Raw genomic sequence first — 25,930 nt, forward strand, 5'->3', positions numbered from 1 at the left:
TGATGGCCTTTCTAACTTTAGCGTTTAACAATCGTCGTTTACGTTCGACTGTTTAGACGGTCCTACAATTACGCTAGCAATTCTTTTGCAGTGCTCACTACGTTTTCAGTCGTGAAGCCAAACATCTCGAATAGCTGACCAGCAGGTGCAGATTCACCGAATGTTGTCATACCGATGATGCGACCGTCGAAGCCAACGTACTTGTACCAGAAATCAGCAATGCCCGCTTCAATAGCGATACGTGCCGTTACGTCTGATGGCAGTACAGCTTCACGGTAAGCGGCGTCTTGTTTGTCGAATGCGTCTGTAGATGGCATTGAAACAACGCGTACTTTCTTGCCTTCTGAAGTTAGTTGCTCAGCGGCTTTCACTGCAAGCTCAACCTCAGAACCTGTTGCGATAAGGATTAGCTCAGGCTTACCTTCGCTATCTTTCAGGATGTAAGCACCTTTCGCGATGTCTGCGACTTGTTCAGCAGTACGCTCTTGTTGCGCTAGGTTTTGACGAGAGAAGATAAGTGCAGTTGGTGCGTCTTTACGTTCAATCGCTAGTTTCCATGCAACTGCAGACTCAACTTGGTCACATGGGCGCCATGTGCTCATGTTTGGAGTCACACGTAGAGACGCCATTTGCTCAACAGGTTGGTGAGTTGGGCCATCTTCGCCAAGACCGATCGAATCATGCGTGTAAACTTGGATGTTCTGAATTTTCATCAGCGCAGCCATACGCATTGCGTTACGAGCATATTCCATGAACATTAGGAATGTTGCGCCGTAAGGAACGAAACCACCGTGCAATGCGATACCGTTGATGATAGCAGTCATACCGAATTCGCGTACACCGTAGTGGATGTAGTTGCCAGAGAAGTCCTCCGTTTCTAGAGACTTAGAACCAGACCACATGGTCAGGTTAGAAGGCGCTAGGTCAGCAGAACCACCCATAAACTCAGGAAGCATTTGACCAAACGCTTCTAGTGCATTTTGCGATGCTTTACGTGATGCAATGTTCGCTGGGTTTGCTTGAAGATCGGCAATGATTTGGTTCGCTTTTTCTTCCCACTGTGCAGGAAGTTCGCCGTTTAGACGTCGTTTAAGCTCTGCCGCTTCAGCAGGGTAAGCTGCAGCGTATGCTTCGAATTTTTCATTCCAAGCTGCTTCTTTCGCGGCGCCCGCTTCTTTTGCATCCCACTCAGCGTAAACATCTGCCGGGATCTCAAATGGGCCGTACTCCCAACCTAGGTATTCGCGAGCCGCTTGGATTTCATCGTGACCTAGTGGTGCTCCGTGACAGTCGTGTGAGCCAGACTTGTTAGGAGAACCGAAACCGATAATTGTTTTGGTACAGATAAGCGTAGGACGTGGGTCCGCTTTTGCTGCTTCAATTGCTGCGTTGATCGCGTCTGAGTCGTGACCATCGACTGCTGGGATTACATGCCAGCCGTACGCTTCAAAACGCTTAGGTGTATCGTCAGAGAACCAGCCTTCAACATGACCGTCGATAGAAATGCCGTTGTCATCCCAGAACGCGATCAGTTTGCCTAGACCTAACGTCCCAGCAAGAGAGCATGCTTCATGCGAGATGCCTTCCATTAGACAGCCGTCACCCATGAACACATACGTAAAGTGGTCAACGATATCGTGACCTTCTTTGTTGAACTGTGCCGCTAGTGCTTTCTCTGCGATCGCCATACCAACAGCGTTAGTGATGCCTTGACCTAGAGGACCCGTTGTTGTCTCGATACCAGGCGCGTAGCCGTACTCTGGGTGACCTGGGGTTTTTGAGTGCAATTGACGGAAGTTTTTCAGATCGTCAATAGATAGCTCGTAACCGCTTAAGTGCAGTAGAGAGTAAATAAGCATTGACCCATGACCGTTTGACAGCACAAAGCGATCGCGGTCGGCCCACTCTGGGTTTGAAGGGTTATGGTTTAGGTGAGAGCGCCAAAGAACTTCAGCGATATCAGCCATACCCATTGGTGCGCCTGGGTGGCCTGAGTTAGCTTGTTGAACACCATCCATGCTTAGAGCACGAATTGCATTGGCAAGATGTTTACGAGACGACATGTCTGCTCCTGAGTACATTAAGCGAAACGAAAAGTAGGTCATAATTCTCTCAAAGCCCTGTTGGGTGTGCAAACGTTTTCCAGTCCAAAACCTCACAAATATTGCACCTTTCGCGCCAAATCGTTCGAAGTTCTTAAAATTATCAATAAATCAGGCAAACGTTTGGTTATAACAAAAACCAAAAAAGAGCTTGTAATTCGAGCAATCAAATTTAGAATAGACGTCTAGATGTAGATACACCTACAAAAATTAGTATTAATTTGCGCTGGAGAGTTTATCATTCCCCAGTTTTAAACCAGATATAGTGGAGCTAACATGGCTAAGCACCTGTTTACTTCTGAGTCAGTATCAGAAGGTCATCCAGATAAAATTGCAGACCAGATTTCTGATGCGGTTCTTGACGCGATTCTAGAGCAAGATCCAAAGGCTCGTGTTGCATGTGAGACTTACGTTAAAACCGGTATGGTAATGGTGGGTGGTGAAATCACGACTTCAGCATGGGTAGACATCGAAGAGTTAACTCGTGAAACCGTTCGTGAAATCGGCTACGTACATTCAGATATGGGCTTTGACGCAGATTCTTGTGCGGTACTAAACACAATCGGTAAACAGTCGCCAGATATCAACCAAGGTGTTGATAAAGCTGACCCTAAAGAACAAGGTGCAGGCGACCAAGGCATCATGTTTGGTTACGCTTGTAACGAAACTGAAGTACTAATGCCAGCGCCAATTACTTACTCTCACCGTCTTGTTCAAAAGCAAGCAGAAGTTCGTAAAAACGGCACACTACCTTGGTTGCGTCCTGATGCAAAATCTCAGGTAACATTCCAATACGATCAAGGTAACATCGTTGGTATCGACGCGGTTGTTCTTTCAACTCAACACTGTGATTCAATCTCAACTTCAGACCTGCGTGAAGCGGTAATGGAAGAGATCATTAAGCCAGTGCTACCTTCTGAGTGGATCAACAAAGAAACAAACTTCTTCATTAATCCAACCGGTCGCTTCGTAATCGGTGGTCCTATGGGTGACTGTGGTCTAACTGGTCGTAAGATCATCGTAGATACCTACGGCGGCGCAGCTCGTCACGGTGGCGGTGCGTTTTCTGGTAAAGATCCATCAAAAGTTGACCGTAGTGCAGCATACGCAGCACGCTACGTAGCGAAAAACATCGTAGCGGCAGGCATGGCTGACCGTTGTGAGATCCAACTTTCTTACGCAATCGGTGTTGCTGATCCAACGTCTATCATGGTGGAAACGTTCGGTACTGAGAAAGTACCTCACGACATCATCATTGAAGCGGTTCGTCAATTCTTCGACCTACGTCCATACGGTCTACAAGAAATGCTTAACCTTCTTCAACCTATCTACAAGAAGACAGCGGCATACGGTCACTTCGGTCGTGAAGAATTCCCGTGGGAAGCGACAGACAAAGCTGCACTTCTACGCGATTTCGCTGGCATCAAATAATCAAGCCAAGCAAGAATCAATCAAGCCCTCGCCTATGGCGGGGGCTTTTTATTTTCAGCAACTTTTATCCAGCCATTTCGGCTCATACCGCCCTGACCCACAAAGCAGTCCTGTTTCTCCCTCATTTTTTATACCGAATAAATTTTAAGCAATTATTTGTAAATTATCCCATCTCCGCCAATAGTTAAAATATTGTTAACTCCAATTTAAATAGAGACGTCGGATGCTGGCGACTGTGGAAGCACACTTAAGTAAAGACATGAGTCAGGCATCTTTATGGCCGATACCAAACTAAGCCAATGCTCAGATGTAAACTTGAAAAAGTCGCTTCAAGTTTGACTGAACAAAAACCGCTGTCAGTTGGTATAAGCGGATAATGTGGGAATAAATCAAGGAGGAGTTATGCCTCGAACTGTTAATCCATCGGACTTCCACAACAAGCGAAAGGAAGTGCCAGACAACGAATACGCCAGAACCATACCGTGCAATACGGTCAATCTTTCTGCACCTTTTCATTGGCTCGCATTAGGTCTGCATGATTTCGTGCGAATGCCGCTTATTAGTGCTTTCTATGGCATCTGTTTTATGGCAGCAGCCATAGGCATTGTTTTGCTCGTACAGTGGCAAGGCACACACTTGGTCGTCATGCCCAGTTTGATTGTTTACATGTTAATCGGTCCGTTTCTCGCGCTCGGCTTGTATGATGCCAGTTGGGAGAGAGAGCGCGGACACAAAGCAAGCTTGTTCCATTCAATGAAAGCGATCGGTCGTAACTCAACATCTCAATGGGCGTTCGCCGTGTTACTCGCAGTGTGTATGATATTTTGGATGCGCATTGCCGCTCTACTTCATGCGCTCTACCCTTCTGTTCAAGGGGCACCTTTAAGTGAGTTCCTACCCTTCCTTGTCATCGGCTCTTTAGTTGGCTTTGTTTTGGCTTGTGTGGTGTTTAGCATTTCAGCCTTTTCTATTCCGCTCATGATGGAGCGTCGCGTAGACATGATGACCGCTGTATTTACCAGCTTTAATGCAGTGAAATCCAACATTCCAGCAATGATTGTTTGGGCAGCGATCATCTGTGGCGGTATTCTTATCGGCTTTGCGACCTACGGGATCGGAATGTTGTTTACCATGCCAATTCTAGGCTACGGTACATGGCACGCTTACCATGCCACCATCAAGAAAAAACACACACCATAATTAACTGATGCTATGATCTGGCCCTCGCAAATGCGGGGGCTTTTTTATTTGATTTATCGAGGTGAATTGTGGATATAGAACTCAGCTATAAAGCCAAGCAAGTGATGGCGGGCTGTATCGCGATGGCAGAACAAGCTTTCAAACGTTCTTTCCCGATTCCAACAATCACCTTCGACGTCCGTGGGAAAGCGGCAGGAAAAGCCTACCTTCAATTAAATCAAGTACGCCTAAACCCTGTTTTATTTCGCGAAAACACCCAAGCATTCTTAGATGAAGTCATTCCTCATGAAGTAGCACACCTGATTACTTATCAGGTTTACGGGCGAGTTAGGCCTCACGGTAAAGAATGGAAAGGCGTCATGGAAGCCGTGTTTAACGTACCAGCCAAAACCACTCACAGCTTTGAAGTAAAATCCGTTCAAGGTAAAACCTTTGAGTATCGTTGTGGTTGTATGACCTACCCTCTATCGATTCGCCGTCATAATAAAGTGCTGCGCAAAGAGGCGACGTACTCTTGTCAAAAATGCCGCCAACCACTTAACTTCACCGGCATTCAATTATCGTAGCCCTTACCTCATAGTGTTACTTGCGTTCCCAAAATAAAGATCGAGTTGATCAAAACCTTCCCTTCGCCAATTATTGTTAACTTACTCATCACTAAAGCTATTTTATGCGTGTTATCATGAATAAAGTCATACTTTATAAAGACTTTTATCATGAAATACTTACTCTCTCTGTTGCTTATCGCGCTTTCTAGCACTGCGATTGCCGCGCCACCGAGCTCATTCTCTGCAGCCAAACGTGAGGCGGTCAAAATTTATCAAGACCACCCAACAAGCTTCTACTGTGGCTGTAACATTCAATGGCAAGGCAAGAAAGGCTTACCCGATTTAGCCTCTTGCGGTTACCAAGTCCGTAAACAAGAAAAACGGGCTGCACGAATCGAATGGGAGCACGTTGTTCCTGCGTGGCAATTTGGCCACCAGCGTCAATGCTGGCAAGATGGCGGACGTAAAAACTGTAAGAAAAAAGACAAAACTTTTCGTTTGATGGAAGCAGACTTGCACAACCTAACTCCTGCTATTGGTGAAGTAAACGGTGACCGTTCGAACTACAACTTCAGCCAATGGAACGGTATGGATGGCGTGAGTTATGGTCGCTGTGAGATGCAAGTGAACTTTAAGCAGCGTAAAGTCATGCCACCAGACCGTGCGCGTGGCTCAATTGCTCGTACCTATCTATACATGAGCAAAGAGTACGGTTTCAAACTGTCGAAGCAGCAAACGCAATTAATGAGTGCTTGGAACAAAACCTATCCTGTCGATAAATGGGAATGTGAGCGTGACGAGCGCATTGCAAAAGTACAGGGCAATAACAACCCATTTGTTCAAGAAGCCTGCCGCGCACTGTAACCTCCGACCTCGAAGCGTTTCAATTACTGATATTGAAACGCTTCTGCCCCTTGTTTTTTCGGTGCAAAGCATCCATGTTAGGGTTTAAGTTTATTCTCTTGCTGGAAATCTCATGCGTACCCCTCGAATTTATCATCCAGAAACCATTCATCAACTTGGCTCACTTGCTTTAAGTGACGACGCAGCAGGCCATATCGGTCGTGTTTTGCGCATGAAAGAAGGCCAAGACGTTCTCCTTTTTGACGGCAGTGGCGCAGAGTTCCCAGCGGTTATCAGTGAAGTCAGCAAGAAATCAGTTTTGGTTAACATCACCGAGCGCGTAGAAAACAGTATTGAATCCCCTTTAGATCTGCACCTTGGTCAAGTCATTTCACGTGGCGATAAGATGGAGTTCACCATCCAAAAGTCTGTTGAACTTGGCGTCAATACCATCACTCCTCTGATTTCTGAACGTTGTGGCGTCAAGCTTGACCAAAAGCGTTTTGAGAAAAAACTCGCGCAATGGCAGAAAATCGCCATCAGTGCCTGTGAGCAATGTGGGCGTAATGTCGTGCCCGAAATTCGTCCAATTATGAGCTTGGAAGAGTGGTGTAAAGAAGAGTACGATGGTTTAAAGCTTAACCTTCACCCTCGTGCTAAATACTCAATCAACACTTTGCCAACCCCGGTTGAAAAAGTGCGCCTACTGATCGGTCCTGAAGGCGGTTTATCGTCTGAAGAAATCGAGATGACTCGAGAATACCAATTTGAAGAAACGCTACTCGGCCCTCGCGTTCTGCGTACCGAAACAGCGGCTCTGACAGCAATTACAGCCTTACAAGTTCGTTTCGGCGATCTTGGTTAAACGGAGAAAAATAATGATCAAACTCGGTATCGTAATGGACCCAATCTCGTCCATTAACATCAAAAAAGACTCTAGCTTTGCCATGATGCTTGAAGCGCAACGACGCGGCTATGAAATCCACTACATGGAAATGAATGATCTGCATCTCGATCAAGGCGTTGCCATTGCAGATACTAAAGTGGTAGAACTAAAAGAAGATCCAAACGGTTGGTACGAGTTCAAATCAGAGCAAACTATCGAACTGTCTGAGCTAGACGCGGTGCTAATGCGTAAAGATCCTCCGTTTGATACTGAATACATCTACGCGACTTACATCCTTGAGCGTGCAGAAGAACAAGGTGCACTGATCGTTAACAAGCCTCAAAGCTTACGTGATTGTAACGAAAAGCTGTTTACAGCATGGTTCCCAGAGCTGACACCTACAACGATCGTGACGCGAAAAGCAGAAAAAATTAAAGAATTTCGTGAAAAACATGGTGATGTCATCCTGAAACCGCTTGATGGTATGGGTGGCGCGTCCATCTTCCGTGTGAAAGAAAACGATCCAAACGTCTCTGTGATCATCGAGACATTGACTAACCACGGTCAAAACTACGCAATGGCACAAACCTTCGTGCCAGATATCAGCAACGGTGACAAACGTATCCTAGTGGTAGATGGCGAACCTATGCCTTACTGTCTAGCACGCATTCCTGCTAAAGGCGAAACACGCGGCAACCTAGCCGCTGGTGGTACTGGTGAAGCTCGTCCGCTAAGCGAAACCGACCTCAAAATTGCGCAAACCGTTGCTCCGACACTGAAAGAAAAAGGCCTTATCTTTGTTGGCCTTGACGTAATTGGCGACAAGCTAACAGAAATCAACGTCACCAGCCCAACCTGTATTCGCGAAATTGAAGCTGCTTTTGATATCTCAATCACAGGCAAACTGATGGATGCGATTGAGCGTCGAGTAAAAGGCGAATAACTCAAACTGTATTACAGTTAATAGAGAGCGTAGTACATTAACTTAAGCAAACTCATGCACATACCTAGATGATAAACTGTATGATGTTTGCTTAAGGGCATTTACGAGAGTTAAGGGTCAATATGAGTATGAATCTCACAAATCACTTTTTGGTTGCCATGCCTGGGATGAAAGATCCGTACTTTCAAAACAGCGTGATCTACGTTTGTGAGCACAACGAAGACGGCGCTATGGGGCTGATGATCAATGCTCCTGTTGATATCACCGTCGGCAACATGCTCAAGCAGGTGGAAGTTCAGCCAGTACACCCGCGCCTATTTGAAGCCAGTCTAGATAGACCAGTCTACAATGGCGGCCCAATCTCGGAAGATCGTGGTTTTATTTTGCATAAACCCAAAGATTACTACGAGTCCAGCGTCCAAATGACCGATGACCTCGCGGTAACCACTTCGCGTGATATTCTGTCGGTGTTAGGCACAGAAGCAGAACCAAGTGATTACTTAGTGGCACTTGGCTACTCCGGTTGGAGTGCAGGCCAATTAGAAAGTGAGCTGGTCGAAAACTCTTGGCTCACCATTGAAGCGACGCCTGAAATTATCTTTAATACACCAATCAACGAGCGTTGGAAGAAAGCGGTCGAAAAGCTGGGTATCGACCCAAGTCACCTTTCAGCAGACTCTGGACATGCTTAGTCCAAATATACAGTTACATTAGATAGAGACACCTTATGTCACGCACAATTATGGCTTTTGACTTTGGAACCAAAAGCATTGGTAGCGCTATTGGCCAAGAAATTACTGGTACAGCTTCCCCATTAAAAGCCTTTAAAGCCAATGACGGTATTCCAAACTGGGACGATATCGAAAAGCAAATCAAAGAGTGGCAACCAGATTTGCTAGTGGTCGGTTTACCGACCGATCTGCATGGTAAAGACCTTGAGACCATAACCCCTCGTGCACGAAAATTTGCTAAGCGTCTGCAAGGCCGATACGGATTGCCTGTTGAACTGCATGATGAGCGTTTATCTACTGCAGAAGCTCGTGCGGAGTTGTTCAGCATGGGCGGCTACAAAGCCCTATCGAAAGGTAATGTTGACTGCCAGTCAGCAGTGGTGATTCTAGAAAGCTGGTTTGAAGCCCTTTGGGGTGAGTAAACACTTCAAGCACAATGAAAAAAGGTTGGCTCCTGCCAACCTTTTTTGTTTCTGGATTGGATTAATCCATATCGATCTTAACGTTCGCCAAACTGCCCGTAGAGAATGCTTCACCACGCTGCGTTTTCAACATCAAGCGCAGATCATTCGCTGAGTCGGCACTATGTAGTGCATCCTCTTCGCTGATCTTACCTTGCATCACTAACTTATAGAGAGATTGATCGAACGTCAGCATACCAAACTCATTTGAACGAGCCATGGTTGACTTCAACTCATGTAAATCTCCTCGACGAATCAAATCCGACACACGTGGGCTATTTAGCAAGATCTCAAATACACCATGACGTCCCTGCCCATTTTTATCTCGGATCAGCTGCTGACCAACCACGCCTTTTAGGTTCATCGACAAATCGAACAAGAATTGTTCTTTTTGATCTTTCGGTACCAAGTGAAGAATGCGCTCTAATGCTTGGTTGGCATTATTGGCGTGCAACGTTGCCATACACAGGTGACCCGTTTCGGCGAAGGTCATCGCGTATTCCATTGTTTCACGGCTACGGATCTCACCAATCAAAATCATATCTGGTGCTTGGCGCAGCGAGTTTTTAAGCGCAACTTCATAGCTTTCCGTATCTAACCCAACTTCGCGTTGAGTCACGATACAGCGCTTGTGTTCATGCACGAATTCGATCGGATCTTCGACCGTCAAAATGTGCCCGGTTTTATTGCTGTTTCGATAGCCTGTCATCGCCGCCATGGTGGTCGATTTACCCGATCCAGTAGCACCGACCACCAGCACCAAACCACGCTTAGCTATTGCCAAATCTTGCAACACTAACGGTAACTTTAACTGCTCAAAAGTGGGAATATTGGTTTCAATACGACGAATCACTGCGCCTGGTAACTCGCGTTGAAAAAAGGCACTCACACGGAAGCGGCCACAATCTCTCACAATGGCAAAATTCGACTCGCGACTTTTACGAAATTCCTGACGCCGATCTGGTTCCATAGCGCTGTCGAGTAATGCAGCCACATCGCTCTCGGTAAGTTTTTCCCCTTGCGGACGCAATTCGCCATCCACACGAAATAGAATTGGCGCTCCAACCGTGATGTAAAGATCCGACGCTTTCAGCGCCAGCATGCCTTCGAGAAATTTATCTAGATCCATCTTCCGTATTCACCATTATCTGTATGAACGTTACGAGAATTGCTGCACTTCTAATCCGATCTTACTATCGACCTCTTCACGAGCAACCATGCCTTGCGCCATTAACTGACGAGCATTTTGCTCCATGGTTTGCATGCCGTGAGCCGCACCTGTTTGAATGATCGAATACATCTGCGCGACTTTGTCTTCGCGGATCAAGTTACGAATCGCAGGCGTTGCCATCATAATTTCATGGCATGCAATACGGCCACCACCATTACGCTTCAGAAGCTTTTGCGCGATAACCGAACGAAGGGACTCAGATAGCATCGAGCGGACCATATCTTTATCACTACCAGGAAAAACATCGATAATACGGTCAATGGTTTTTGCCGCCGAGCTGGTGTGCAACGTCCCGAAAACTAAGTGACCCGTTTCTGCCGCCGTTAAGGCAAGGCTGATGGTTTCTTTGTCACGCATCTCACCAACCAGAATAACGTCTGGGTCTTCGCGCAATGCACTACGCAAAGCATTTTGGAAACTATGGGTGTCACGGTGAACTTCACGCTGGTTGATCAAACATTTATTGTTGTTGTGAACAAATTCAATCGGATCTTCAATTGTGAGTACGTGCTTGTTGTGATTACGGTTAATGTAGTCAACAATGGCTGCTAAGGTCGTCGATTTACCTGAACCTGTTGGGCCAGTGACCAGAACTAAGCCTTTTTCAGCGTTCGCAATTTTTTTGAAGATCTCTGGCGCTTCTAGCTCTTCCAGAGTTGGAATGCTACTTGGAATGGTACGGAATACTGCCGCACAACCGCGAGATTGGTTGAAAGCGTTGACACGGAAACGGCCAACGTTATGCAACTCAAAAGAGAAATCGACTTCGAGTTTTTCTTCGAATTCACTGCGTTGGGCATCGTTCATGATTTCGAAAACCAAACGATGCACTTCTTGGTGTGTAAACGCTGGAATGCCTAGTTTTCTCACATCCCCATCAATACGAACCATTGGTGGGACACCTGCAGAAAGATGTAGATCCGAGGCATTATGTTTTACACTAAAATCCAGTAACTCAGTGATATCCATTTAAAATCCTTAAGTCTAAAGTACAGCTATGAGTAGTATTCAACAAAATATTGAACATATCACCTCTCAAATTCGATATGACGAGCAAAAATGTGGTCGAACTCCAGAGTCAGTGCAACTTCTAGCGGTAAGCAAAACTAAACCTGTCGAGGCAATTCTCGAAGCCTACCAAGCGGGACAAACCGCCTTTGGTGAAAACTACGTTCAAGAGGGCGTCAGTAAAGTTCAGCACTTTGCCGTGCATTATCCAGATAATCGAATCGAATGGCACTTCATTGGCCCGATTCAATCGAATAAATCGCGACTTGTTGCTGAACATTTCGATTGGGTTCACACCATCGATCGAACCAAGATTGCTCAACGCCTGAATGATCAGCGGCCAAGCGAACTTAAACCGCTACAAGTTCTGATTCAGGTTAACACCAGTGGTGAGGTATCTAAATCTGGCGTCACTGAAGCGGAAGTATTCGAGCTGGCGGAGTTGATTTCTCGCCTACCCAACCTCACTTTAAGAGGGTTGATGTCGATTCCTGCCAACGTGTCTGACTACGAATCACAACTCCGTGAATTTCAGAAGTTGGCTACGTTGAAGCAAACACTCGAAGCACAGTTCCCAGAAATCGATACATTATCAATGGGAATGAGTGGTGATATGACCGCTGCAATCGAAGCTGGTAGTACAATGGTTCGTATTGGAACCGCTATTTTCGGCGCACGAGACTACAGCTAAATCAACAAAACGCTCACTCGCGACATAAGTTATGTCGCCAATCGTTAGAGCGTAAATGCGCAATCATCTTACTCGCCAATAGGAGCAGTAAGTAACAGCGGCGCCATTATACACCTGAGCGCACAACAAATTCTAAATATCATGATGGAAATCAGACAAATGGAACATAAAAAAATCGCCTTCATTGGTGCTGGCAACATGGTGAGAGCCATTGTTTCCGGCTTGGTTGCTAACGGATACCCAGCGCAAAACATTACCGCGACGGCTCCTTCAGAGGCTCGTCGCCTTCTGCTAGAACAAGATTTTGGCATCCGTACCACCAGCGATAACATCCAAGCTGCGACCGAGGCGGATGTGGTGGTATTGTCTGTAAAACCGCAAATGATGGCGGATGTCTGTAAACCACTGCAATCGATCGATTTCACTAATAAACTGGTGATTTCTATTGCCGCAGGCATCAACTGTTCACGATTGGATGATATGCTAGCCACCAAATTGAACTTGGTTCGTGTTATGCCAAATACGCCATCACAACTTGGGTTGGGTATGAGTGGGTTGTTCGCACCAACTCATGTAACCGAGCACGACAAAGCTTTTGCCGCAGAGTTAATGGAAGCGGTCGGTAAAGTATGTTGGGTTGAGCAAGAGTCTGGCATCAATAATGTGATTGCCGCAGCGGGCAGTGCTCCAGCATACTTCTTCCTGTTTATGGAAGCGATGCAAGCAGAAGCGATTGCGCAAGGCTTTGATAAAGAGACCGCTCGACTATTGGTTCAGCAAGCTGCACTGGGCGCGGCCAGTATGGTGGTTAGCAACCCAGAAACTGAGCTATCGACCCTGCGTGAGAACGTAACATCGAAAGGTGGGACAACGGCAGAAGCACTGCGTACATTCAACGAACATCAACTTTCAGATATTGTCGCTAAAGCCATGCAAGCTGCTGTGGCTCGCGCGGAAGAAATGGAAAAACTGTTTTAATTATTTGGATGAACTCCGTTTAGTATCATCCATCACTTGTTAAGGGTACCTTATGAATTCAATGAGTTTTCTCATCTCAACCCTATTTGACCTGTACATCATGGTCGTAATTTTGCGAATTTGGTTGCAAGCTGCGCGCGCAGACTTCTACAACCCATTCTCGCAATTTATAGTAAAAGCGACTCAGCCGGTCATTGGTCCACTGCGCCGCGTTATCCCTTCAGTGGGGAATATTGACCTAGCAACCGTGTTGTTTGCTTACGTGTTGTGTGTGCTTAAATTTGTCGTGCTTATCCTAATAGCTTCGAACGGTTCCGTCTCTTTCAGCGCTGACTTCTTATTCTTGGGCTTATTATCATTAATCAAAGCCGCAGGTGGCCTATTGTTCTGGGTACTATTGATCCGTGCAATTTTGAGCTGGGTAAGCCAAGGCCGCAGCCCTATCGAGTACGTATTCCATCAACTGACCGAGCCAATGTGCGCTCCAATCCGTCGTATTCTTCCGGCTATTGGTGGTCTTGATTTAAGCGTACTGGTGTTATTTATCGGCTTGCAGTTCGCGAACTTCTTAATGGGCGATATCATTGGTCCAATTTGGTTCCAGCTATAATGTCAGCTGCAGTTTGGCAAGATGGTGAGGACATCATCCTGAAGCTCTATATTCAACCTAAAGCTAGCCGCGATAAAATCGTTGGCTTGCATGGTGAAGAGCTAAAAATCGCCATTACTGCTCCACCTGTCGATGGCAAAGCTAATGCGCACCTAACTAAGTTCTTAGCCAAGCAGTTTAAAATCGCTAAGGGCTTGGTTCACATAGAAAAAGGTGAATTAGGACGGCACAAACAAATTCGGATAGAATCGCCTACCCAGATACCGACAGAAATTAAAGCCATCTTATGATGGCTTTTTATTTACGATTTTGTACCACACTTACTAATACCAACGACTGAGTACGCATTTTTTACCCCCTGACCAAGGTAAAATTGCAGCTATGGTTGTTTTATAACAAGTGCTTTGAGGAAGTAACAATGAGCAAATGGATTACCGCATTACTGATTAGCCTGTTGTCGTTACCAAGCTTCGCCGATCAGTTTAAAAATATGAAAGATATCGAAGTACACTATGTCGCGTTTAACTCAACATTCCTAACACCCAAAGTCGCACGTAGCTACGATATCAAACGTAATGGATACCTCGCTGTGGTTAATATTAGCGTGTTAGATAGAGCTTCATTGGGTAAGCCAGCATTAGAAGCAAAAATTGCTGGACGCGCGAAGAACCTTATCGGCCAAACTCAGACCTTGACCTTTCGTGAAGTCAAAGAAGGCAATGCGATATACTATTTAGCCGAACTGCCAATTACCCACGAAGAAACTTTTACTTTCGATATTGACGTAAAAGCTGGAAACAAAGGCTCAGGTAAGCTTAAATTCACCCAGAAGTTTTATGTTGAAGAGTAATTGGGTTGTGATGTTCCAAAAGCTTTTGGATCTAAGCAGGCTAAAAACCACTTATTAGTTAAAGAATATCTAGAGGAGAACGATTTGTTCTCCTCTATCACTATTAAAAGAGATTCCCATGAAAAAAATTGTGCTAGCAACTGGTAACCAAGGCAAAGTTCGTGAAATGGCAGATTTATTGTCTGACTTCGGCTTTGAAGTATTAGCGCAAAGTGAATTCAATGTATCGGAAGTAGCTGAAACGGGTACAACTTTCATTGAAAACGCAATCATTAAAGCTCGCCATGCCGCACAAGAAACAGGGCTTCCTGCCATTGCAGACGACTCTGGATTAGAAGTCGATTTCTTAAAAGGCGCTCCGGGCATTTACTCTGCACGTTACGCAGGCGAGAGCGCATCTGATCAAGAGAATCTAGAAAAATTGCTAGCGGCAATGGAAGGCGTACCAGAAGCAGAGCGTACAGCACGTTTCCACTGCGTATTAGTCCTCATGCGTCACGAGAACGACCCAACGCCTATCGTCTGTCACGGTAAATGGGAAGGCCGAATTCTAACTGAAGCACACGGTAAAAATGGCTTTGGCTACGACCCAATCTTCTTTGTTCCTGAAGACAACTGTGCGTCAGCCGAACTTGAACCTGCACGTAAGAAACAACTGTCTCACCGCGGTAAAGCGCTCAAGTCGTTGTTTGCTCAACTGTCTGAGCAAGTGTCTCAGTAATCACGAGCGAATTAGACCATGTTAACGCCCCCAGCACTCAGCTTGTATGTACACATCCCGTGGTGTGTGCAAAAGTGCCCGTATTGCGACTTTAACTCTCACGCGCTCAAAACCGAGATTCCAGAAGAAGAGTACATCAGTGCCCTTTTAGAAGATTTGGATACCGACATTGAGAAATACCGACTTAACGAAGCGCCACGTCCACTGCATTCAATCTTCATTGGTGGTGGTACGCCGAGTTTGATTTCGGCAGAAGGCATCGAGCGTCTACTTAAGGGCATTGAAGCGCGTATTCCGTTCAAGCCTGAAATCGAAATCACCATGGAAGCGAATCCAGGCACCATCGAAGCAGAGCGTTTTGTTGGCTACCGTAAAGCCGGGGTAACGCGTATCTCTATCGGCGTGCAAAGCTTTGAGCAACAAAAGCTTGAGCGTTTGGGGCGTATTCACGGCCAAGACGAAGCCGTCAACGCTGCTCAGCTGGCGCACCAAATCGGTTTGAACAGCTTTAACCTCGATCTCATGCACGGCTTACCTGATCAAAGCATCGAACAAGCCTTGGCAGATTTGGACAAAGCGATTGAGTTGGCACCGCCGCACTTGTCTTGGTATCAGCTGACCATCGAACCAAACACCATGTTCTACTACAAGCCACCAACGCTACCTGACGATGATGACTTGTGGGATATTTTCGAGCTCGGACACCAAAAACTTGCAGCCGCGGGTTATGTGCAATATGAAATCTCCGGTTACAGCAAGCCGGGCTATCAGTGTCAGCACAACCTCAACTACTGGCGCTTTGGTGATTACCTTGGTATCGGTTGTGGCTCTCATGGCAAACTCAGTTTTACCGACGGACGTATTATTCGAACGACAAAGGTAAAACACCCGCGAGGCTATTTAGCGGCTTATCAAAATATGGTCAAACCTTATCTGCATACGGAACATGTCGTCGCGGATGAAGATCGTCCATTCGAGTTCTTTATGAACCGATTCCGCTTAATCGAAGCCTGTCCGAAGCAAGATTACGTGGACACCACGGGCTTACCACTTAGTACGATTCAAGAAACCATCAGCTGGGCGATAGAAATGGGCTACCTGAGTGAAACGCCTACCCACTGGCAAATTACTGAAAAAGGGAAGCTCTTCCTTAATGATTTGCTCGAAGCCTTTATGGCCGAAGAAAGCGAAGAGTAACGCAACCCCAAAACAAAAAAAGCCTCTCAATTGAGAGGCTTTTTATTTAGAAACTGTGCCGTCCTAAATAAGGTTGACACATTTCTAATATTAGAAAATTGAACGGCCAATTCGCTCTGAGAGCAGCTCAAGCGCCTTAGTACCCGCAAGCGAGTTACCTGAAGGATCAAGCTCTGGAGACCATACTGAAATGGTCATTTCACCAGGTACTACCGCGATAATGCCACCACCAACACCAGACTTACCAGGCATACCAACGCGATAAGCAAACTCGCCCGCGCCATCATACAAGCCACACGTTGCTAACAGTGCATTAAGTTGTTTGGTTTGCACAGGAGAAACTACAGGCTTACCCGTTTGTACCGATGTGCCCTTGTTTGCTAAATAGCTAAACGTTTTAGCCAAATCGACGCAACTCATCTTCAGCGCACAAGCGTGGAAGTAATTTTGTAGTACTGGAATCACTTCATTTTCGAAGTTGCCAAACGAACGCATGAGATATGCAATCGCCGCATTACGGTCACCATGCATCATTTCGGATGCCGCAACGACTTTGTCATACACAATATGGGTATCACCAGAAAGCTGACGCACAAATTCCAACAGGCGCTGACGAGGCGCAGATAAGCGAGTTTGTAACAAATCCGCCACTACTATCGCTCCAGCATTTATAAATGGATTACGAGGAATACCTTGCTCCATTTCTAGCTGGATTAGCGAATTAAATGCCTGCCCCGAAGGCTCTTTTCCCACTCGAGACCAAATTTCTTCTTGCTTGTACAAGCACATCGCTAACGTCAAGCTCAATGCTTTTGAAATAGATTGGATAGAGAAAGGTTCATCGGCATCACCCGCCTTAATAACCTCACCTTCGTTGGTGTATACCGCAATACCTAACTTGTTGCTGGGTACTTTTGCCAGAGCAGGAATGTAATCAGCCACTTTACCTTGGCCGATTAAAGGGCGTACTTCCGCCAAAATATCTGTCAAAATTTCCACTGTCGGTTTCATTCTCTACCTTCTATTTACAAGAGAACTCGTTGAGCTCAGAGGTAAAAAAAGCCAACGTGTCGTTGGCTTTTCCATAGGGTTCGTTCGACTCAAGTCGATTATGGTTTTACTGCCACAATAATATTGCGGTTGATAGATTGATCAACACGGTGAAGATAACCGATGTAAGGCTCTTCTGAAAGTACCTTCCAACCTTGCTCTTCAAATAATGCCGCGACATCTTTCCATTTCAATGTGAATTCATTGAAAGACAACACCACTGAACCTTGCTTTTTCAATACCACTTTCCATGCAGGCAGAGCCTCTTTTAAAAGCTCTAGTGGGCTGCGGTTCAGTTTGCTGTCCTTGGCATTTTTGCTGCCGTGCTGCACGCCATAAGGCAGATCAGACACCATCACATCAACTGAGTTCTTTTTCACGACTTGATCAGCGATACGAGTATCAGCCGAATACAGCTTCATAAACTGAAGATTGCCTTGGTTGTAATCTTCTTTATTTGCTGCAGCTTCAACCACGAAACCATCCGCCACTTTCTTGCCACCCGCAGTGCGCTTTTCTTTGCTCACTTTGTGCTTAAAGCGGCCACTCTTCATGAACTTAACAATAAAGGTCTGGATCTCTTGCACCCACTTGGCGTTGATCTCAACCCCTACCACGTTCAAACCGTGGATCAAGCCTTCAAATAAGGTTGTACCTTTACCACACATTGGATCCATTAAGGTCAGTTGTTCACTTCCCGTATTGGACGCACTAATGCCGATATTCACCATCAAACGGGTAAACTGCTCGTTTGTTTTCCCGGTGTAGCGCAAAATCTGACTCATACTTTCCGGGAAAGTGTTAAATACGGGCGCTTGAACTGGTCGAAGTAAACCATCTTCGCGCACTTCAAATAGCGCATAGTAAATCGAAGAGGCTGCGATTCTTCGCGCCTGCTCATCGGTTAGCGCTTCCTGACAAGAAAACACCAACGCAGCAGGTAAGCCAACGTCTTTACTACCAATTTCTGTCACATCCACGCCTTGTGAAGCTAAAATTGCTTTTAGCTCAGAACAGGCAATGGTCATTGCGCTATCAAAGTAAATTCGGTTATGACCCGGATTCGCTAATATCGCGTAATGGTACATCCCATGAACTCCTCTGGTTACGCAATACGCTTATATTTGATATCCCAAACACCGTGACCAAGACGGTGACCACGAGCTTCAAACTTCGTTAGCGGGCGATCGTCTGGACGCGGAACGAAATCACCATCTTTAGCAATGTTTTCGAAACCTGGCGCTTGGTTCATCACTTCAATCATGTGCTCTGCGTAGTTTTCCCAGTCGGTCGCCATGTGGAAAATACCTTCATTAGGGATAAGCTTCTCACGCACCATTTCCGCAAAACCTAATTGAACAATACGACGCTTGTGGTGACGCTTCTTATGCCAAGGGTCTGGGAAGAACAATTGTAGTGTCGATAAGCTGCCATTTGGGATCATGTGTTCGAATACTTCTACCGCATCGTGACACATTACACGCAGGTTAGTAATTCCCGCTTCGCGAGCATCGGCAAGACAAGCACCAACGCCTGGGCTATGAACTTCGATACCGATGAAGTTTTTCTCTGGCGCGTTCTTTGCCATTTCAACCAATGAAGCACCCATACCAAAACCGATCTCAAGCACTACTGGGTTATCGTTGCCAAACACCTCTTTCCAATCGAGAAGTTCAGCTTTGAAGTCAATACCCATCGTAGGCCAGCATTCATTCATCGCGCTCTCTTGACCTTTAGTCAAACGCCCTTCACGGCGTACAAAGCTGCGGATTTTGCGGATCAGCTTTCCGTCTTCGTTGTATTCGTTAGTGGTTACTTCACTCATTGATTTTGCCTGCACATTGATTAATCAAAGCGGGGATTATCCAAAGAATTTACTTAGGTGCAAGTATTTGTTGAGCTCTTGGTCTATGGCAACCAAAAAGCAACGACACACCTCTTTATATCCCTACTGTTTATCCGTTGTACTTCTTGCCCATTATGTGGTGCAATTTTGCACCTAACCAATAATAGAATACAGAGCAAGTCGTGACACCTTTCGCCAGTGCCATCCTAGAATGGTATGACGCATATGGAAGAAAAGATCTTCCGTGGCAACAAAATAAGACCGCATACAGTGTCTGGTTGTCTGAAATTATGCTTCAGCAAACTCAGGTCACTACGGTTATTCCGTATTACCAACGTTTCTTGGAACGCTTTCCAACCGTGATCGATCTTGCCAATGCTGAGCAAGATGAAGTCCTACACCTTTGGACTGGCTTAGGGTATTACGCCCGAGCCCGTAACCTTCACAAAGCAGCACAAGAGGTCGCCTCTACATACAATGGTGAGTTTCCTCTTGATATAGAGAAAATGAACGCCCTACCGGGGATTGGTCGCTCTACCGCTGCCGCCATTTTATCGTCTGTGTATAAACAACCACACGCGATTCTTGATGGTAACGTGAAGCGCACCCTATCCCGCTGTTTCGCAGTTGCAGGATGGCCAGGACAAAAAAAGGTTGAAAACCAGCTGTGGGAAATTGCCGAAACGCATACCCCACAAGCGGATGTAGATAAGTATAACCAGGCAATGATGGACATGGGCGCAATGGTCTGCACACGCAGCAAACCCAAATGTAGCCTCTGCCCTGTTGCTGATCTGTGTGTGGCAAAGCAACAAGGTAATGTGCTCGACTACCCGGGCAAAAAACCGAAGAAAGATAAGCCAATCAAGCAAACTCGTTTCGTGATGCTTCACCACAACACCGAAAATGGTCATGAGGTGTGGTTGGAGCAAAGACCACAAACAGGCATTTGGGGTGGCTTATTCTGCTTCCCACAAACCGAACATGTGGATGCAGAAAGCGACATTGAATTGCTACTGGATCAACGCGGCATTCAAGCCAGCAATATCAAACAGAAGCAAACACTGATTACCTTTCGTCATACATTCAGCCATTACCACCTAGATATCACGCCAATTTTGATTGATTTATCAAAGCAACCGGACGTGATAATGGAAGGCAACAAAGGTCTTTGGTATAACTTATCTAAACCTGAAGAAGTCGGTTTAGCCGCGCCAGTAAAACTATTGCTGGAAACGCTACCCCACGAACTTCGTTAATTGAATACAAGGAGTCATTATGAGCCGCACTGTATTTTGTGCTCGACTAAAGAAAGAAGGCGAAGGTCTAGACTTTCAACTTTACCCTGGTGAACTAGGTAAACGCATTTTCGACAACATCTCGAAAGAAGCGTGGGCTCAGTGGCAACACAAACAAACCATGTTGATCAACGAGAAGAAACTCAACATGATGGATCCAGAACACCGCAAACTGATCGAAACAGAAATGGTAAATTTCCTCTTTGAAGGAAAAGACGTTCATATCGAAGGTTACACACCGCCGAGCGAATAAAGTCGCTTGAGTTAAACAATGACATCACAACCATTTGTGGTGTCATTTTTCTATTACCTTCAATAACTCTGATACTTATGAAAAAAATTGTCTTTATCGCTGCCGCACTTTTAATGGCAGGCTGTAGCCGTGAATTCGTCGAAAAGATTTATGACGTCAACTACGAGCCAACAAACCGTTTTGCCAATAACTTAGCTGAGCTACCAGGACAATTTGAAAAAGACACTGCGGCGCTAGATGCCTTAATCAATAGCTTTTCAGGCAATATTCAAAAGCGCTGGGGTAAAAAAGAAGTCAAGTACGCTGGCAAGAGTAATTACGTTAAGTACATCGATAACTACCTTAGCCGCGCCGAGGTCGACTTTCGCAAAGGCGTGATCACGATAGAGACCGTATCACCGACCGAGCCCCAAAAACACCTAAAAGACGCGATTGTCACCACCTTATTAACACCAGACGATCCCGCGCACGTCGACTTGTTCTCCTCTAAAGGTATCACGTTAGAGGGGCAACCATTCCTGTATAAACAAGTTGTCGACCAAGACAATAAGCCAATTCAATGGTCTTGGCGGGCAAACCGATTTGCGGAATACCTCATCGCAAATAAAATAAAAACCAAAAATGTAGATTTCAAGAAAGCGTATTATGTCGAAATTCCCATGGTTGAAGACCACTTTTCAACACGCAGCTACCAATACGCCGATATCGTGCGTCGAGCTTCCAAGAAATACGACATTCCAGAAGACTTGATATACGCCATTATTAAAACCGAGAGCAGTTTCAACCCATACGCGGTAAGTTGGGCAAATGCATATGGCCTAATGCAAGTTGTACCTAAAACCGCGGGACGAGATGTGTTCAAACTCGTGAAAAAGCGCTCGGGCCAACCAAGCCCTGAATATTTGTTTAATCCAGAAAACAACATAGATACTGGTACTGCGTATTTCTATATCTTAAAAAATCGTTATTTAAGAGAAGTCCGCCACCCTACCTCTCTCGAGTACAGCATGATTTCAGCTTACAATGGCGGTACTGGAGGAGTTTTAAACACATTTCATCGCAGTGATCGCAAACGCGCAATGCAAGATCTTAATTCATTGCAACCCAACCAAGTTTATTGGGCGTTAACCAAGAAACACCCGAACGCAGAAGCGCGTCGCTACCTAGAAAAAGTTACAAATTTCAAAAAGGAATTTAACTCGAAGCAAACTTTGTAGTGACAGTTGAATAAAAAGCGTTCGAACAACCACTTTTTTGAAATTATTTAAAAAAAGTGGTTGACGCAACGCGGGAAAATCCGTTTAATAGCGCTCCGTTGCCCGGATAGCTCAGTCGGTAGAGCAGAGGATTGAAAATCCTCGTGTCGGTGGTTCGATTCCGCCTCCGGGCACCACAATTTGATTTGTTGGTGTCTTAACGAAATGTTATAACACGGACAAAAGCACAAAGAATAAAGTGTGCCGACTTAGCTCAGTAGGTAGAGCAACTGACTTGTAATCAGTAGGTCACCAGTTCGATTCCGGTAGTCGGCACCATTCTTTTGCCTCGATAGCTCAGTCGGTAGAGCAGAGGATTGAAAATCCTCGTGTCGGTGGTTCGATTCCGCCTCGAGGCACCATATCTGGTGCACTTGCTTCATAAGCAAGACACAAAAAAGAATAGTTCCTCCTTAGCTCAGTTGGTAGAGCGACGGACTGTTAATCCGCAGGTCGCTGGTTCGAGCCCAGCAGGAGGAGCCAATTTCTAGAATCTTACTTAAGTGAGATTTTAAAAACTGAAGAGATAATCTCTTCTAGAAAGAATACAGTGTGCCGACTTAGCTCAGTAGGTAGAGCAACTGACTTGTAATCAGTAGGTCACCAGTTCGATTCCGGTAGTCGGCACCATTCTTTTGCCTCGATAGCTCAGTCGGTAGAGCAGAGGATTGAAAATCCTCGTGTCGGTGGTTCGATTCCGCCTCGAGGCACCATATCTGGTGCACTTGCTTCATAAGCAAGACACAAAAAAGAATAATTCCTCCTTAGCTCAGTTGGTAGAGCGACGGACTGTTAATCCGCAGGTCGCTGGTTCGAGCCCAGCAGGAGGAGCCACTTTTAAAGCCGCATCACTTGATGTGGCTTTTTTGTATCTGCTTTATACGTCATTTCTCACTTTCCCATTTATCTGCACTTCATTTCTAAACATCAGCGAACATTAAATCCTTTCTTCAAAAATACTTATTTCACGCTAAAAATTTAATCCTCATCGTAATTTCAATACGCATTAGTATCCGAGCATATTTATCTTCACTAAGATGCCCAAGTTATTACATTTCTTCTTTTAGCTATGCCTTGCATAGTGATAACACTTTATTTGTGAGCTAAATATGAAACTAAAAACTCAAGCCTATTTATTATCTGCGATCATATTGCTAGCTCTCCTAGCTCTGACCGCAACGGGCTTATGGACACTTCGCGTCGCAAGTAACCTTGATAACAAAGCTCGAGTTACTGAGCTATTTAAAAGTGCGTACAGCATACTTACCGAAGTAGAAAAGATGGCTATCGAAGGCAAAATGCCGGAAGACGAAGCGAAAGCATTAGCCACTCGCCTACTTCGTAACAATATCTACAAAGACAACGAATACGTTTATGTCGCAGATGAAAATATGATGTTCATCGCCGCACCACTAGACCCTCAACTGCACGGAACCAGCTTCCATGACTTTAGAGATGGCAGTGGTAATAGCGTAGGCCAACTCATTCTAGATGTATTGGGGCACAAAACAGGTCAGATCGTTGAATATACCTGGAGCCAAAAACAAGCTGATGGCAGCATTGAAGAAAAACACTCGATAGCAGAAAAAACACCACACTGGGGCTGGGTTGTCGGTACAGGTATTGGCTTTAATGAAGTTAACGCACGTTTTTGGTCGACAGCACAATGGCAGCTTGTGCTGTGTCTGATTATCGCGGGAAGTATTCTAAGTGGCCTGATCATTTCGATTCGCAAAATGCTTCATCTACTTGGTGGAGAGCCTAACGACGTGCGTAAAGCAGTTCAAGCTGTCGCTCAAGGAGACATTCAGACCAGTTTTGATACTGTGGCACCGAGAGGAAGTATCTATCGTGCCGTGCAAGATATGAGTCAATCACTAGCTACTATGGTGACAAACCTAGAGAAGTCTATGCATGCACTGCGCGCAGAGTTGTTTGCCGTAGAGGCTCGATCAAATACGATTGCCGATCTTACCGTATCTCAGCAGCAATCAACGGCGATGATTGCCACTGCGATGACTGAAATGGCATCTTCAGCCAACCATGTTGCCAATTCAGCAAGCGACACCGCAAACAATACGGACGAGGCTGACAAACAAAGCCAACATACTCGGAAACTCATTCATAACACGGTTGAAAACATTCAAGGTTTAGCTTCTCAATTAAATACTGCGAGTAAAGCGGTCGCCGATCTAGATCAGGATGTAAATAATATTGTAAAAGTGCTCGATGTGATTGGTGATATTGCAGAGCAAACAAACCTATTGGCACTCAATGCAGCCATTGAAGCAGCACGTGCTGGAGAACAAGGCCGAGGCTTCGCAGTCGTTGCTGATGAGGTACGCAACCTAGCAGGACGCACACAAGACAGCACAAAAGAGATTCAGTATATGATCTCCAATCTGCAAGAAGGCTCTCGCAATGCCATTCACACAATGGAAATATGTGCAGAAACCAGTGAAAGCACTGTTACAGAGTCTAAGAATGCCTCTGAAGCTCTACAGCAAATTGTAACGGCGTTAGAATCTATCACCACAATGAGCCAGCAGATCGCTACTGCTGCCGCTGAGCAGACGCAGGTTAGCGATGATATTGCGCTACGCATAAACCTTATCGAGGAAAGCGGAGGCCAACTCAACTCTGTCGTAACCGAGAGCCAATCAAATACTCAAAGTTTAGCTTCACTAGCGAATGAGCTAGAAGGTTGGGTAAACAAGTTCTCAGTAAAGCACTAGTTTAAAGTCAATTGTTCAATAAAAAGCACGTTTTCAGACGTGCTTTTTTGTTTTTATCGCCTTTATTTTGCAAGTGAACACACTATCAATGTTAAAACATCGCTTAAAGCATGGCGCATTGCTGCTAAAAACGCATAAAAACAGCCCACTCCGAGCACAAATTCATCAAACGATATTTTATTTTAATTTTATTGTTGACCTGAAAGCCGAAAAGCCTTTTAATACACCTCGTCGCCCGGATAGCTCAGTCGGTAGAGCAGAGGATTGAAAATCCTCGTGTCGGTGGTTCGATTCCGCCTCCGGGCACCACAATTTATTAATTGTTGGTGCTTAGCACGAACAATGTTAAAGAATAAAATGTGCCGACTTAGCTCAGTAGGTAGAGCAACTGACTTGTAATCAGTAGGTCACCAGTTCGATTCCGGTAGTCGGCACCATTTATTCTCTTAAAAAGACAATTCCTCCTTAGCTCAGTTGGTAGAGCGACGGACTGTTAATCCGCAGGTCGCTGGTTCGAGCCCAGCAGGAGGAGCCATTTTTCATTATTAAGTTAATAACTTATTAATGACATTGTGCCGACTTAGCTCAGTAGGTAGAGCAACTGACTTGTAATCAGTAGGTCACCAGTTCGATTCCGGTAGTCGGCACCACTTATTAAAATTTGTTCCTCCTTAGCTCAGTTGGTAGAGCGACGGACTGTTAATCCGCAGGTCGCTGGTTCGAGCCCAGCAGGAGGAGCCATATTAGAAAAAGCCGCATCACTTGATGCGGCTTTTTTGTATTAGTTTAAAGCTAAGCTCTCTCCTACTACCCCATAACGAAATAACATAAGCGCTTTGATTATTAAAAACCGCTTACCGCAAGCTAACTATCGACTCACTAAGTAACCAGAAAATATTAACCACAAACGCGCGTGGCAAATGGTATGCCTTTCTGACCCGTCCTGATATGGGTTGACACTTTTTAACTAAAACGCTCGATGTACTTCATCGGGCGTTTTGTATTTTAAAGCCGTATGAGGCCTCATTTGATTATAGATATCTACGGACTCTGCTACCATC

At 45.5% G+C, this 25,930-nt stretch carries 26 protein-coding genes and 12 tRNA genes; 31 read left to right on the forward strand and 7 right to left on the reverse strand.

Translation table 11 applies throughout. The annotated features are described in order from the left end of the window. Positions 1–68: 68 nt before the first annotated feature. Complete coding sequence (gene tkt / locus L3V37_RS21175) at positions 69–2,063, reverse strand: transketolase (protein ID WP_237307052.1); 1,995 nt, start codon at positions 2,061–2,063, stop codon at positions 69–71. A gap of 315 nt (positions 2,064–2,378) precedes the next feature. Between tkt and metK the strand changes: the two genes are divergently transcribed. The 8 genes from metK to ruvX all read left to right on the forward strand — a co-directional run bounded on the left by metK (position 2,379) and on the right by ruvX (position 9,106). Continuing rightward, positions 2,379–3,533, forward strand: a complete 1,155-nt coding sequence (metK, locus tag L3V37_RS21180) for a methionine adenosyltransferase (RefSeq protein ID WP_005384541.1) — start codon at positions 2,379–2,381, stop codon at positions 3,531–3,533. 402 nt (positions 3,534–3,935) lie between these two features. Continuing rightward, complete coding sequence (locus L3V37_RS21185; protein ID WP_005381026.1) at positions 3,936–4,733, forward strand: DUF2189 domain-containing protein; 798 nt, start codon at positions 3,936–3,938, stop codon at positions 4,731–4,733. 68 nt (positions 4,734–4,801) lie between these two features. Continuing rightward, on the forward strand, positions 4,802–5,299 hold the full coding sequence (locus L3V37_RS21190; RefSeq protein WP_005381025.1) for a SprT family zinc-dependent metalloprotease: 498 nt from the start codon (positions 4,802–4,804) through the stop codon (positions 5,297–5,299). A 150-nt stretch (positions 5,300–5,449) separates the two neighbouring features. Next, complete coding sequence (endA, locus tag L3V37_RS21195) at positions 5,450–6,145, forward strand: deoxyribonuclease I (protein ID WP_237307055.1); 696 nt, start codon at positions 5,450–5,452, stop codon at positions 6,143–6,145. A 112-nt stretch (positions 6,146–6,257) separates the two neighbouring features. Next, complete coding sequence (gene rsmE / locus L3V37_RS21200; RefSeq protein WP_025768830.1) at positions 6,258–6,989, forward strand: 16S rRNA (uracil(1498)-N(3))-methyltransferase; 732 nt, start codon at positions 6,258–6,260, stop codon at positions 6,987–6,989. A 13-nt stretch (positions 6,990–7,002) separates the two neighbouring features. Beyond that, on the forward strand, positions 7,003–7,953 hold the full coding sequence (gshB, locus tag L3V37_RS21205) for a glutathione synthase (RefSeq protein ID WP_005381021.1): 951 nt from the start codon (positions 7,003–7,005) through the stop codon (positions 7,951–7,953). 128 nt (positions 7,954–8,081) lie between these two features. Then, complete coding sequence (locus L3V37_RS21210) at positions 8,082–8,645, forward strand: YqgE/AlgH family protein (RefSeq protein ID WP_005381020.1); 564 nt, start codon at positions 8,082–8,084, stop codon at positions 8,643–8,645. A gap of 35 nt (positions 8,646–8,680) precedes the next feature. Then, entirely contained in the window at positions 8,681–9,106 is a 426-nt protein-coding gene (gene ruvX, locus L3V37_RS21215; protein WP_005381017.1) for a Holliday junction resolvase RuvX, read from the forward strand. A gap of 61 nt (positions 9,107–9,167) precedes the next feature. Here ruvX and L3V37_RS21220 read toward each other — a convergent pair whose 3' ends face one another. After that, positions 9,168–10,274 carry a PilT/PilU family type 4a pilus ATPase gene (locus L3V37_RS21220; RefSeq protein WP_005381016.1) on the reverse strand — a complete coding sequence of 369 codons (1,107 nt, stop codon included), beginning with the start codon at positions 10,272–10,274 and terminating at the stop codon, positions 9,168–9,170. 30 nt (positions 10,275–10,304) lie between these two features. Next, on the reverse strand, positions 10,305–11,345 hold the full coding sequence (locus L3V37_RS21225) for a type IV pilus twitching motility protein PilT (RefSeq protein WP_005381015.1): 1,041 nt from the start codon (positions 11,343–11,345) through the stop codon (positions 10,305–10,307). Positions 11,346–11,373: 28 nt separating this feature from the next. On the opposite strand from L3V37_RS21225, the gene L3V37_RS21230 reads away from it, so the two are divergent. The 7 genes from L3V37_RS21230 (at position 11,374) to hemW (ending at position 16,431) form a co-directional block, all read left to right on the forward strand. Continuing rightward, complete coding sequence (locus L3V37_RS21230; RefSeq protein WP_237307057.1) at positions 11,374–12,075, forward strand: YggS family pyridoxal phosphate-dependent enzyme; 702 nt, start codon at positions 11,374–11,376, stop codon at positions 12,073–12,075. 159 nt (positions 12,076–12,234) lie between these two features. Beyond that, entirely contained in the window at positions 12,235–13,053 is an 819-nt protein-coding gene (gene proC / locus L3V37_RS21235) for a pyrroline-5-carboxylate reductase (protein ID WP_005381013.1), read from the forward strand. Positions 13,054–13,105: 52 nt separating this feature from the next. Next, positions 13,106–13,663: a YggT family protein gene (locus tag L3V37_RS21240; RefSeq protein ID WP_005381012.1), complete on the forward strand. Its 558-nt coding sequence runs from the start codon at positions 13,106–13,108 to the stop codon at positions 13,661–13,663. Next, positions 13,663–13,953 (forward strand): DUF167 family protein YggU, encoded by a 291-nt coding sequence (gene yggU, locus L3V37_RS21245; protein WP_005393980.1) that lies wholly within the window; start codon positions 13,663–13,665, stop codon positions 13,951–13,953. Before L3V37_RS21240 ends, yggU begins: the two co-directional genes overlap by 1 nt. Before the next feature lie 128 nt (positions 13,954–14,081). Beyond that, on the forward strand, positions 14,082–14,513 hold the full coding sequence (locus L3V37_RS21250; RefSeq protein ID WP_005381010.1) for a DUF4426 domain-containing protein: 432 nt from the start codon (positions 14,082–14,084) through the stop codon (positions 14,511–14,513). Positions 14,514–14,631: 118 nt separating this feature from the next. Beyond that, the gene (locus tag L3V37_RS21255) at positions 14,632–15,234 is read left to right on the forward strand and encodes an XTP/dITP diphosphatase (protein WP_167415453.1); all 603 of its coding nucleotides are present in this window, start codon (positions 14,632–14,634) and stop codon (positions 15,232–15,234) included. An 18-nt stretch (positions 15,235–15,252) separates the two neighbouring features. Further along, positions 15,253–16,431 (forward strand): radical SAM family heme chaperone HemW, encoded by a 1,179-nt coding sequence (gene hemW / locus L3V37_RS21260; protein ID WP_138940385.1) that lies wholly within the window; start codon positions 15,253–15,255, stop codon positions 16,429–16,431. Between the two features lie 90 nt (positions 16,432–16,521). Here the strand turns inward: hemW and glsB are convergent, their stop codons facing one another. From glsB to trmB, 3 genes are all read right to left on the reverse strand, one after another. Further along, positions 16,522–17,442 carry a glutaminase B gene (gene glsB, locus L3V37_RS21265; protein ID WP_005381007.1) on the reverse strand — a complete coding sequence of 307 codons (921 nt, stop codon included), beginning with the start codon at positions 17,440–17,442 and terminating at the stop codon, positions 16,522–16,524. Between the two features lie 98 nt (positions 17,443–17,540). After that, positions 17,541–18,569 (reverse strand): TRM11 family methyltransferase, encoded by a 1,029-nt coding sequence (locus tag L3V37_RS21270; RefSeq protein ID WP_237307059.1) that lies wholly within the window; start codon positions 18,567–18,569, stop codon positions 17,541–17,543. Between the two features lie 17 nt (positions 18,570–18,586). Beyond that, complete coding sequence (gene trmB, locus L3V37_RS21275; RefSeq protein WP_005384506.1) at positions 18,587–19,306, reverse strand: tRNA (guanosine(46)-N7)-methyltransferase TrmB; 720 nt, start codon at positions 19,304–19,306, stop codon at positions 18,587–18,589. A gap of 203 nt (positions 19,307–19,509) precedes the next feature. On the opposite strand from trmB, the gene mutY reads away from it, so the two are divergent. From mutY to L3V37_RS21355, 16 genes are all read left to right on the forward strand, one after another. Then, positions 19,510–20,586 (forward strand): A/G-specific adenine glycosylase, encoded by a 1,077-nt coding sequence (gene mutY / locus L3V37_RS21280; protein ID WP_237307060.1) that lies wholly within the window; start codon positions 19,510–19,512, stop codon positions 20,584–20,586. Between the two features lie 19 nt (positions 20,587–20,605). Then, the gene (locus L3V37_RS21285; RefSeq protein ID WP_005381002.1) at positions 20,606–20,878 is read left to right on the forward strand and encodes an oxidative damage protection protein; all 273 of its coding nucleotides are present in this window, start codon (positions 20,606–20,608) and stop codon (positions 20,876–20,878) included. A gap of 77 nt (positions 20,879–20,955) precedes the next feature. After that, positions 20,956–22,095, forward strand: coding sequence for a membrane-bound lytic murein transglycosylase MltC (gene mltC, locus L3V37_RS21290; RefSeq protein ID WP_237307062.1), 1,140 nt, complete (start codon positions 20,956–20,958; stop codon positions 22,093–22,095). 100 nt (positions 22,096–22,195) lie between these two features. Then, a tRNA-Phe gene (locus L3V37_RS21295) sits at positions 22,196–22,271 on the forward strand. Positions 22,272–22,337: 66 nt separating this feature from the next. After that, positions 22,338–22,413, forward strand: a tRNA-Thr gene (locus L3V37_RS21300). A 7-nt stretch (positions 22,414–22,420) separates the two neighbouring features. Next, positions 22,421–22,496 (forward strand) — tRNA-Phe (locus tag L3V37_RS21305). 45 nt (positions 22,497–22,541) lie between these two features. Next, positions 22,542–22,617: transfer RNA gene (locus L3V37_RS21310), tRNA-Asn, on the forward strand. A 71-nt stretch (positions 22,618–22,688) separates the two neighbouring features. After that, positions 22,689–22,764, forward strand: a tRNA-Thr gene (locus tag L3V37_RS21315). 7 nt (positions 22,765–22,771) lie between these two features. Further along, positions 22,772–22,847: transfer RNA gene (locus tag L3V37_RS21320), tRNA-Phe, on the forward strand. Between the two features lie 45 nt (positions 22,848–22,892). Next, a tRNA-Asn gene (locus L3V37_RS21325) sits at positions 22,893–22,968 on the forward strand. A 275-nt stretch (positions 22,969–23,243) separates the two neighbouring features. Next, the gene (locus L3V37_RS21330) at positions 23,244–24,869 is read left to right on the forward strand and encodes a methyl-accepting chemotaxis protein (RefSeq protein ID WP_054575564.1); all 1,626 of its coding nucleotides are present in this window, start codon (positions 23,244–23,246) and stop codon (positions 24,867–24,869) included. Between the two features lie 233 nt (positions 24,870–25,102). Then, positions 25,103–25,178: transfer RNA gene (locus tag L3V37_RS21335), tRNA-Phe, on the forward strand. Positions 25,179–25,230: 52 nt separating this feature from the next. Next, positions 25,231–25,306 (forward strand) — tRNA-Thr (locus L3V37_RS21340). Between the two features lie 22 nt (positions 25,307–25,328). Next, positions 25,329–25,404, forward strand: a tRNA-Asn gene (locus L3V37_RS21345). Between the two features lie 39 nt (positions 25,405–25,443). After that, positions 25,444–25,519 (forward strand) — tRNA-Thr (locus tag L3V37_RS21350). A gap of 15 nt (positions 25,520–25,534) precedes the next feature. Continuing rightward, a tRNA-Asn gene (locus L3V37_RS21355) sits at positions 25,535–25,610 on the forward strand. A 226-nt stretch (positions 25,611–25,836) separates the two neighbouring features. Here L3V37_RS21355 and L3V37_RS21360 read toward each other — a convergent pair. Continuing rightward, the coding region (locus L3V37_RS21360) for an integrase core domain-containing protein (RefSeq protein ID WP_155489908.1) at positions 25,837–25,930 on the reverse strand (94 nt) is incomplete at its 5' end.

Origin of the sequence: Vibrio sp. D54 (genome assembly GCF_021728075.1) — a bacterium.
Taxonomy (GTDB): Bacteria; Pseudomonadota; Gammaproteobacteria; order Enterobacterales; family Vibrionaceae; genus Vibrio; species Vibrio alginolyticus.

Excerpts from the sequence above, each read along its gene's own strand:
- L3V37_RS21285 (WP_005381002.1), top strand. The coding sequence starts at position 20,606 with ATGAGCCGCACTGTATTTTGTGCTCGACTAAAGAAAGAAGGCGAAGGT.
- ruvX (WP_005381017.1), top strand. The coding sequence starts at position 8,681 with ATGTCACGCACAATTATGGCTTTTGACTTTGGAACCAAAAGCATTGGT.
- L3V37_RS21225 (WP_005381015.1), bottom strand. The coding sequence starts at position 11,345 with ATGGATATCACTGAGTTACTGGATTTTAGTGTAAAACATAATGCCTCG.
- L3V37_RS21220 (WP_005381016.1), bottom strand. The coding sequence starts at position 10,274 with ATGGATCTAGATAAATTTCTCGAAGGCATGCTGGCGCTGAAAGCGTCG.
- proC (WP_005381013.1), top strand. The coding sequence starts at position 12,235 with ATGGAACATAAAAAAATCGCCTTCATTGGTGCTGGCAACATGGTGAGA.
- hemW (WP_138940385.1), top strand. The coding sequence starts at position 15,253 with ATGTTAACGCCCCCAGCACTCAGCTTGTATGTACACATCCCGTGGTGT.
- trmB (WP_005384506.1), bottom strand. The coding sequence starts at position 19,306 with ATGAGTGAAGTAACCACTAACGAATACAACGAAGACGGAAAGCTGATC.
- L3V37_RS21240 (WP_005381012.1), top strand. The coding sequence starts at position 13,106 with ATGAATTCAATGAGTTTTCTCATCTCAACCCTATTTGACCTGTACATC.
- yggU (WP_005393980.1), top strand. The coding sequence starts at position 13,663 with ATGTCAGCTGCAGTTTGGCAAGATGGTGAGGACATCATCCTGAAGCTC.
- L3V37_RS21270 (WP_237307059.1), bottom strand. The coding sequence starts at position 18,569 with ATGTACCATTACGCGATATTAGCGAATCCGGGTCATAACCGAATTTAC.
- glsB (WP_005381007.1), bottom strand. The coding sequence starts at position 17,442 with ATGAAACCGACAGTGGAAATTTTGACAGATATTTTGGCGGAAGTACGC.
- endA (WP_237307055.1), top strand. The coding sequence starts at position 5,450 with ATGAAATACTTACTCTCTCTGTTGCTTATCGCGCTTTCTAGCACTGCG.
- mltC (WP_237307062.1), top strand. The coding sequence starts at position 20,956 with ATGAAAAAAATTGTCTTTATCGCTGCCGCACTTTTAATGGCAGGCTGT.
- gshB (WP_005381021.1), top strand. The coding sequence starts at position 7,003 with ATGATCAAACTCGGTATCGTAATGGACCCAATCTCGTCCATTAACATC.
- rsmE (WP_025768830.1), top strand. The coding sequence starts at position 6,258 with ATGCGTACCCCTCGAATTTATCATCCAGAAACCATTCATCAACTTGGC.
- L3V37_RS21330 (WP_054575564.1), top strand. The coding sequence starts at position 23,244 with ATGAAACTAAAAACTCAAGCCTATTTATTATCTGCGATCATATTGCTA.
- L3V37_RS21185 (WP_005381026.1), top strand. The coding sequence starts at position 3,936 with ATGCCTCGAACTGTTAATCCATCGGACTTCCACAACAAGCGAAAGGAA.
- tkt (WP_237307052.1), bottom strand. The coding sequence starts at position 2,063 with ATGTCGTCTCGTAAACATCTTGCCAATGCAATTCGTGCTCTAAGCATG.
- L3V37_RS21210 (WP_005381020.1), top strand. The coding sequence starts at position 8,082 with ATGAATCTCACAAATCACTTTTTGGTTGCCATGCCTGGGATGAAAGAT.
- L3V37_RS21250 (WP_005381010.1), top strand. The coding sequence starts at position 14,082 with ATGAGCAAATGGATTACCGCATTACTGATTAGCCTGTTGTCGTTACCA.
- L3V37_RS21230 (WP_237307057.1), top strand. The coding sequence starts at position 11,374 with ATGAGTAGTATTCAACAAAATATTGAACATATCACCTCTCAAATTCGA.
- L3V37_RS21255 (WP_167415453.1), top strand. The coding sequence starts at position 14,632 with ATGAAAAAAATTGTGCTAGCAACTGGTAACCAAGGCAAAGTTCGTGAA.
- metK (WP_005384541.1), top strand. The coding sequence starts at position 2,379 with ATGGCTAAGCACCTGTTTACTTCTGAGTCAGTATCAGAAGGTCATCCA.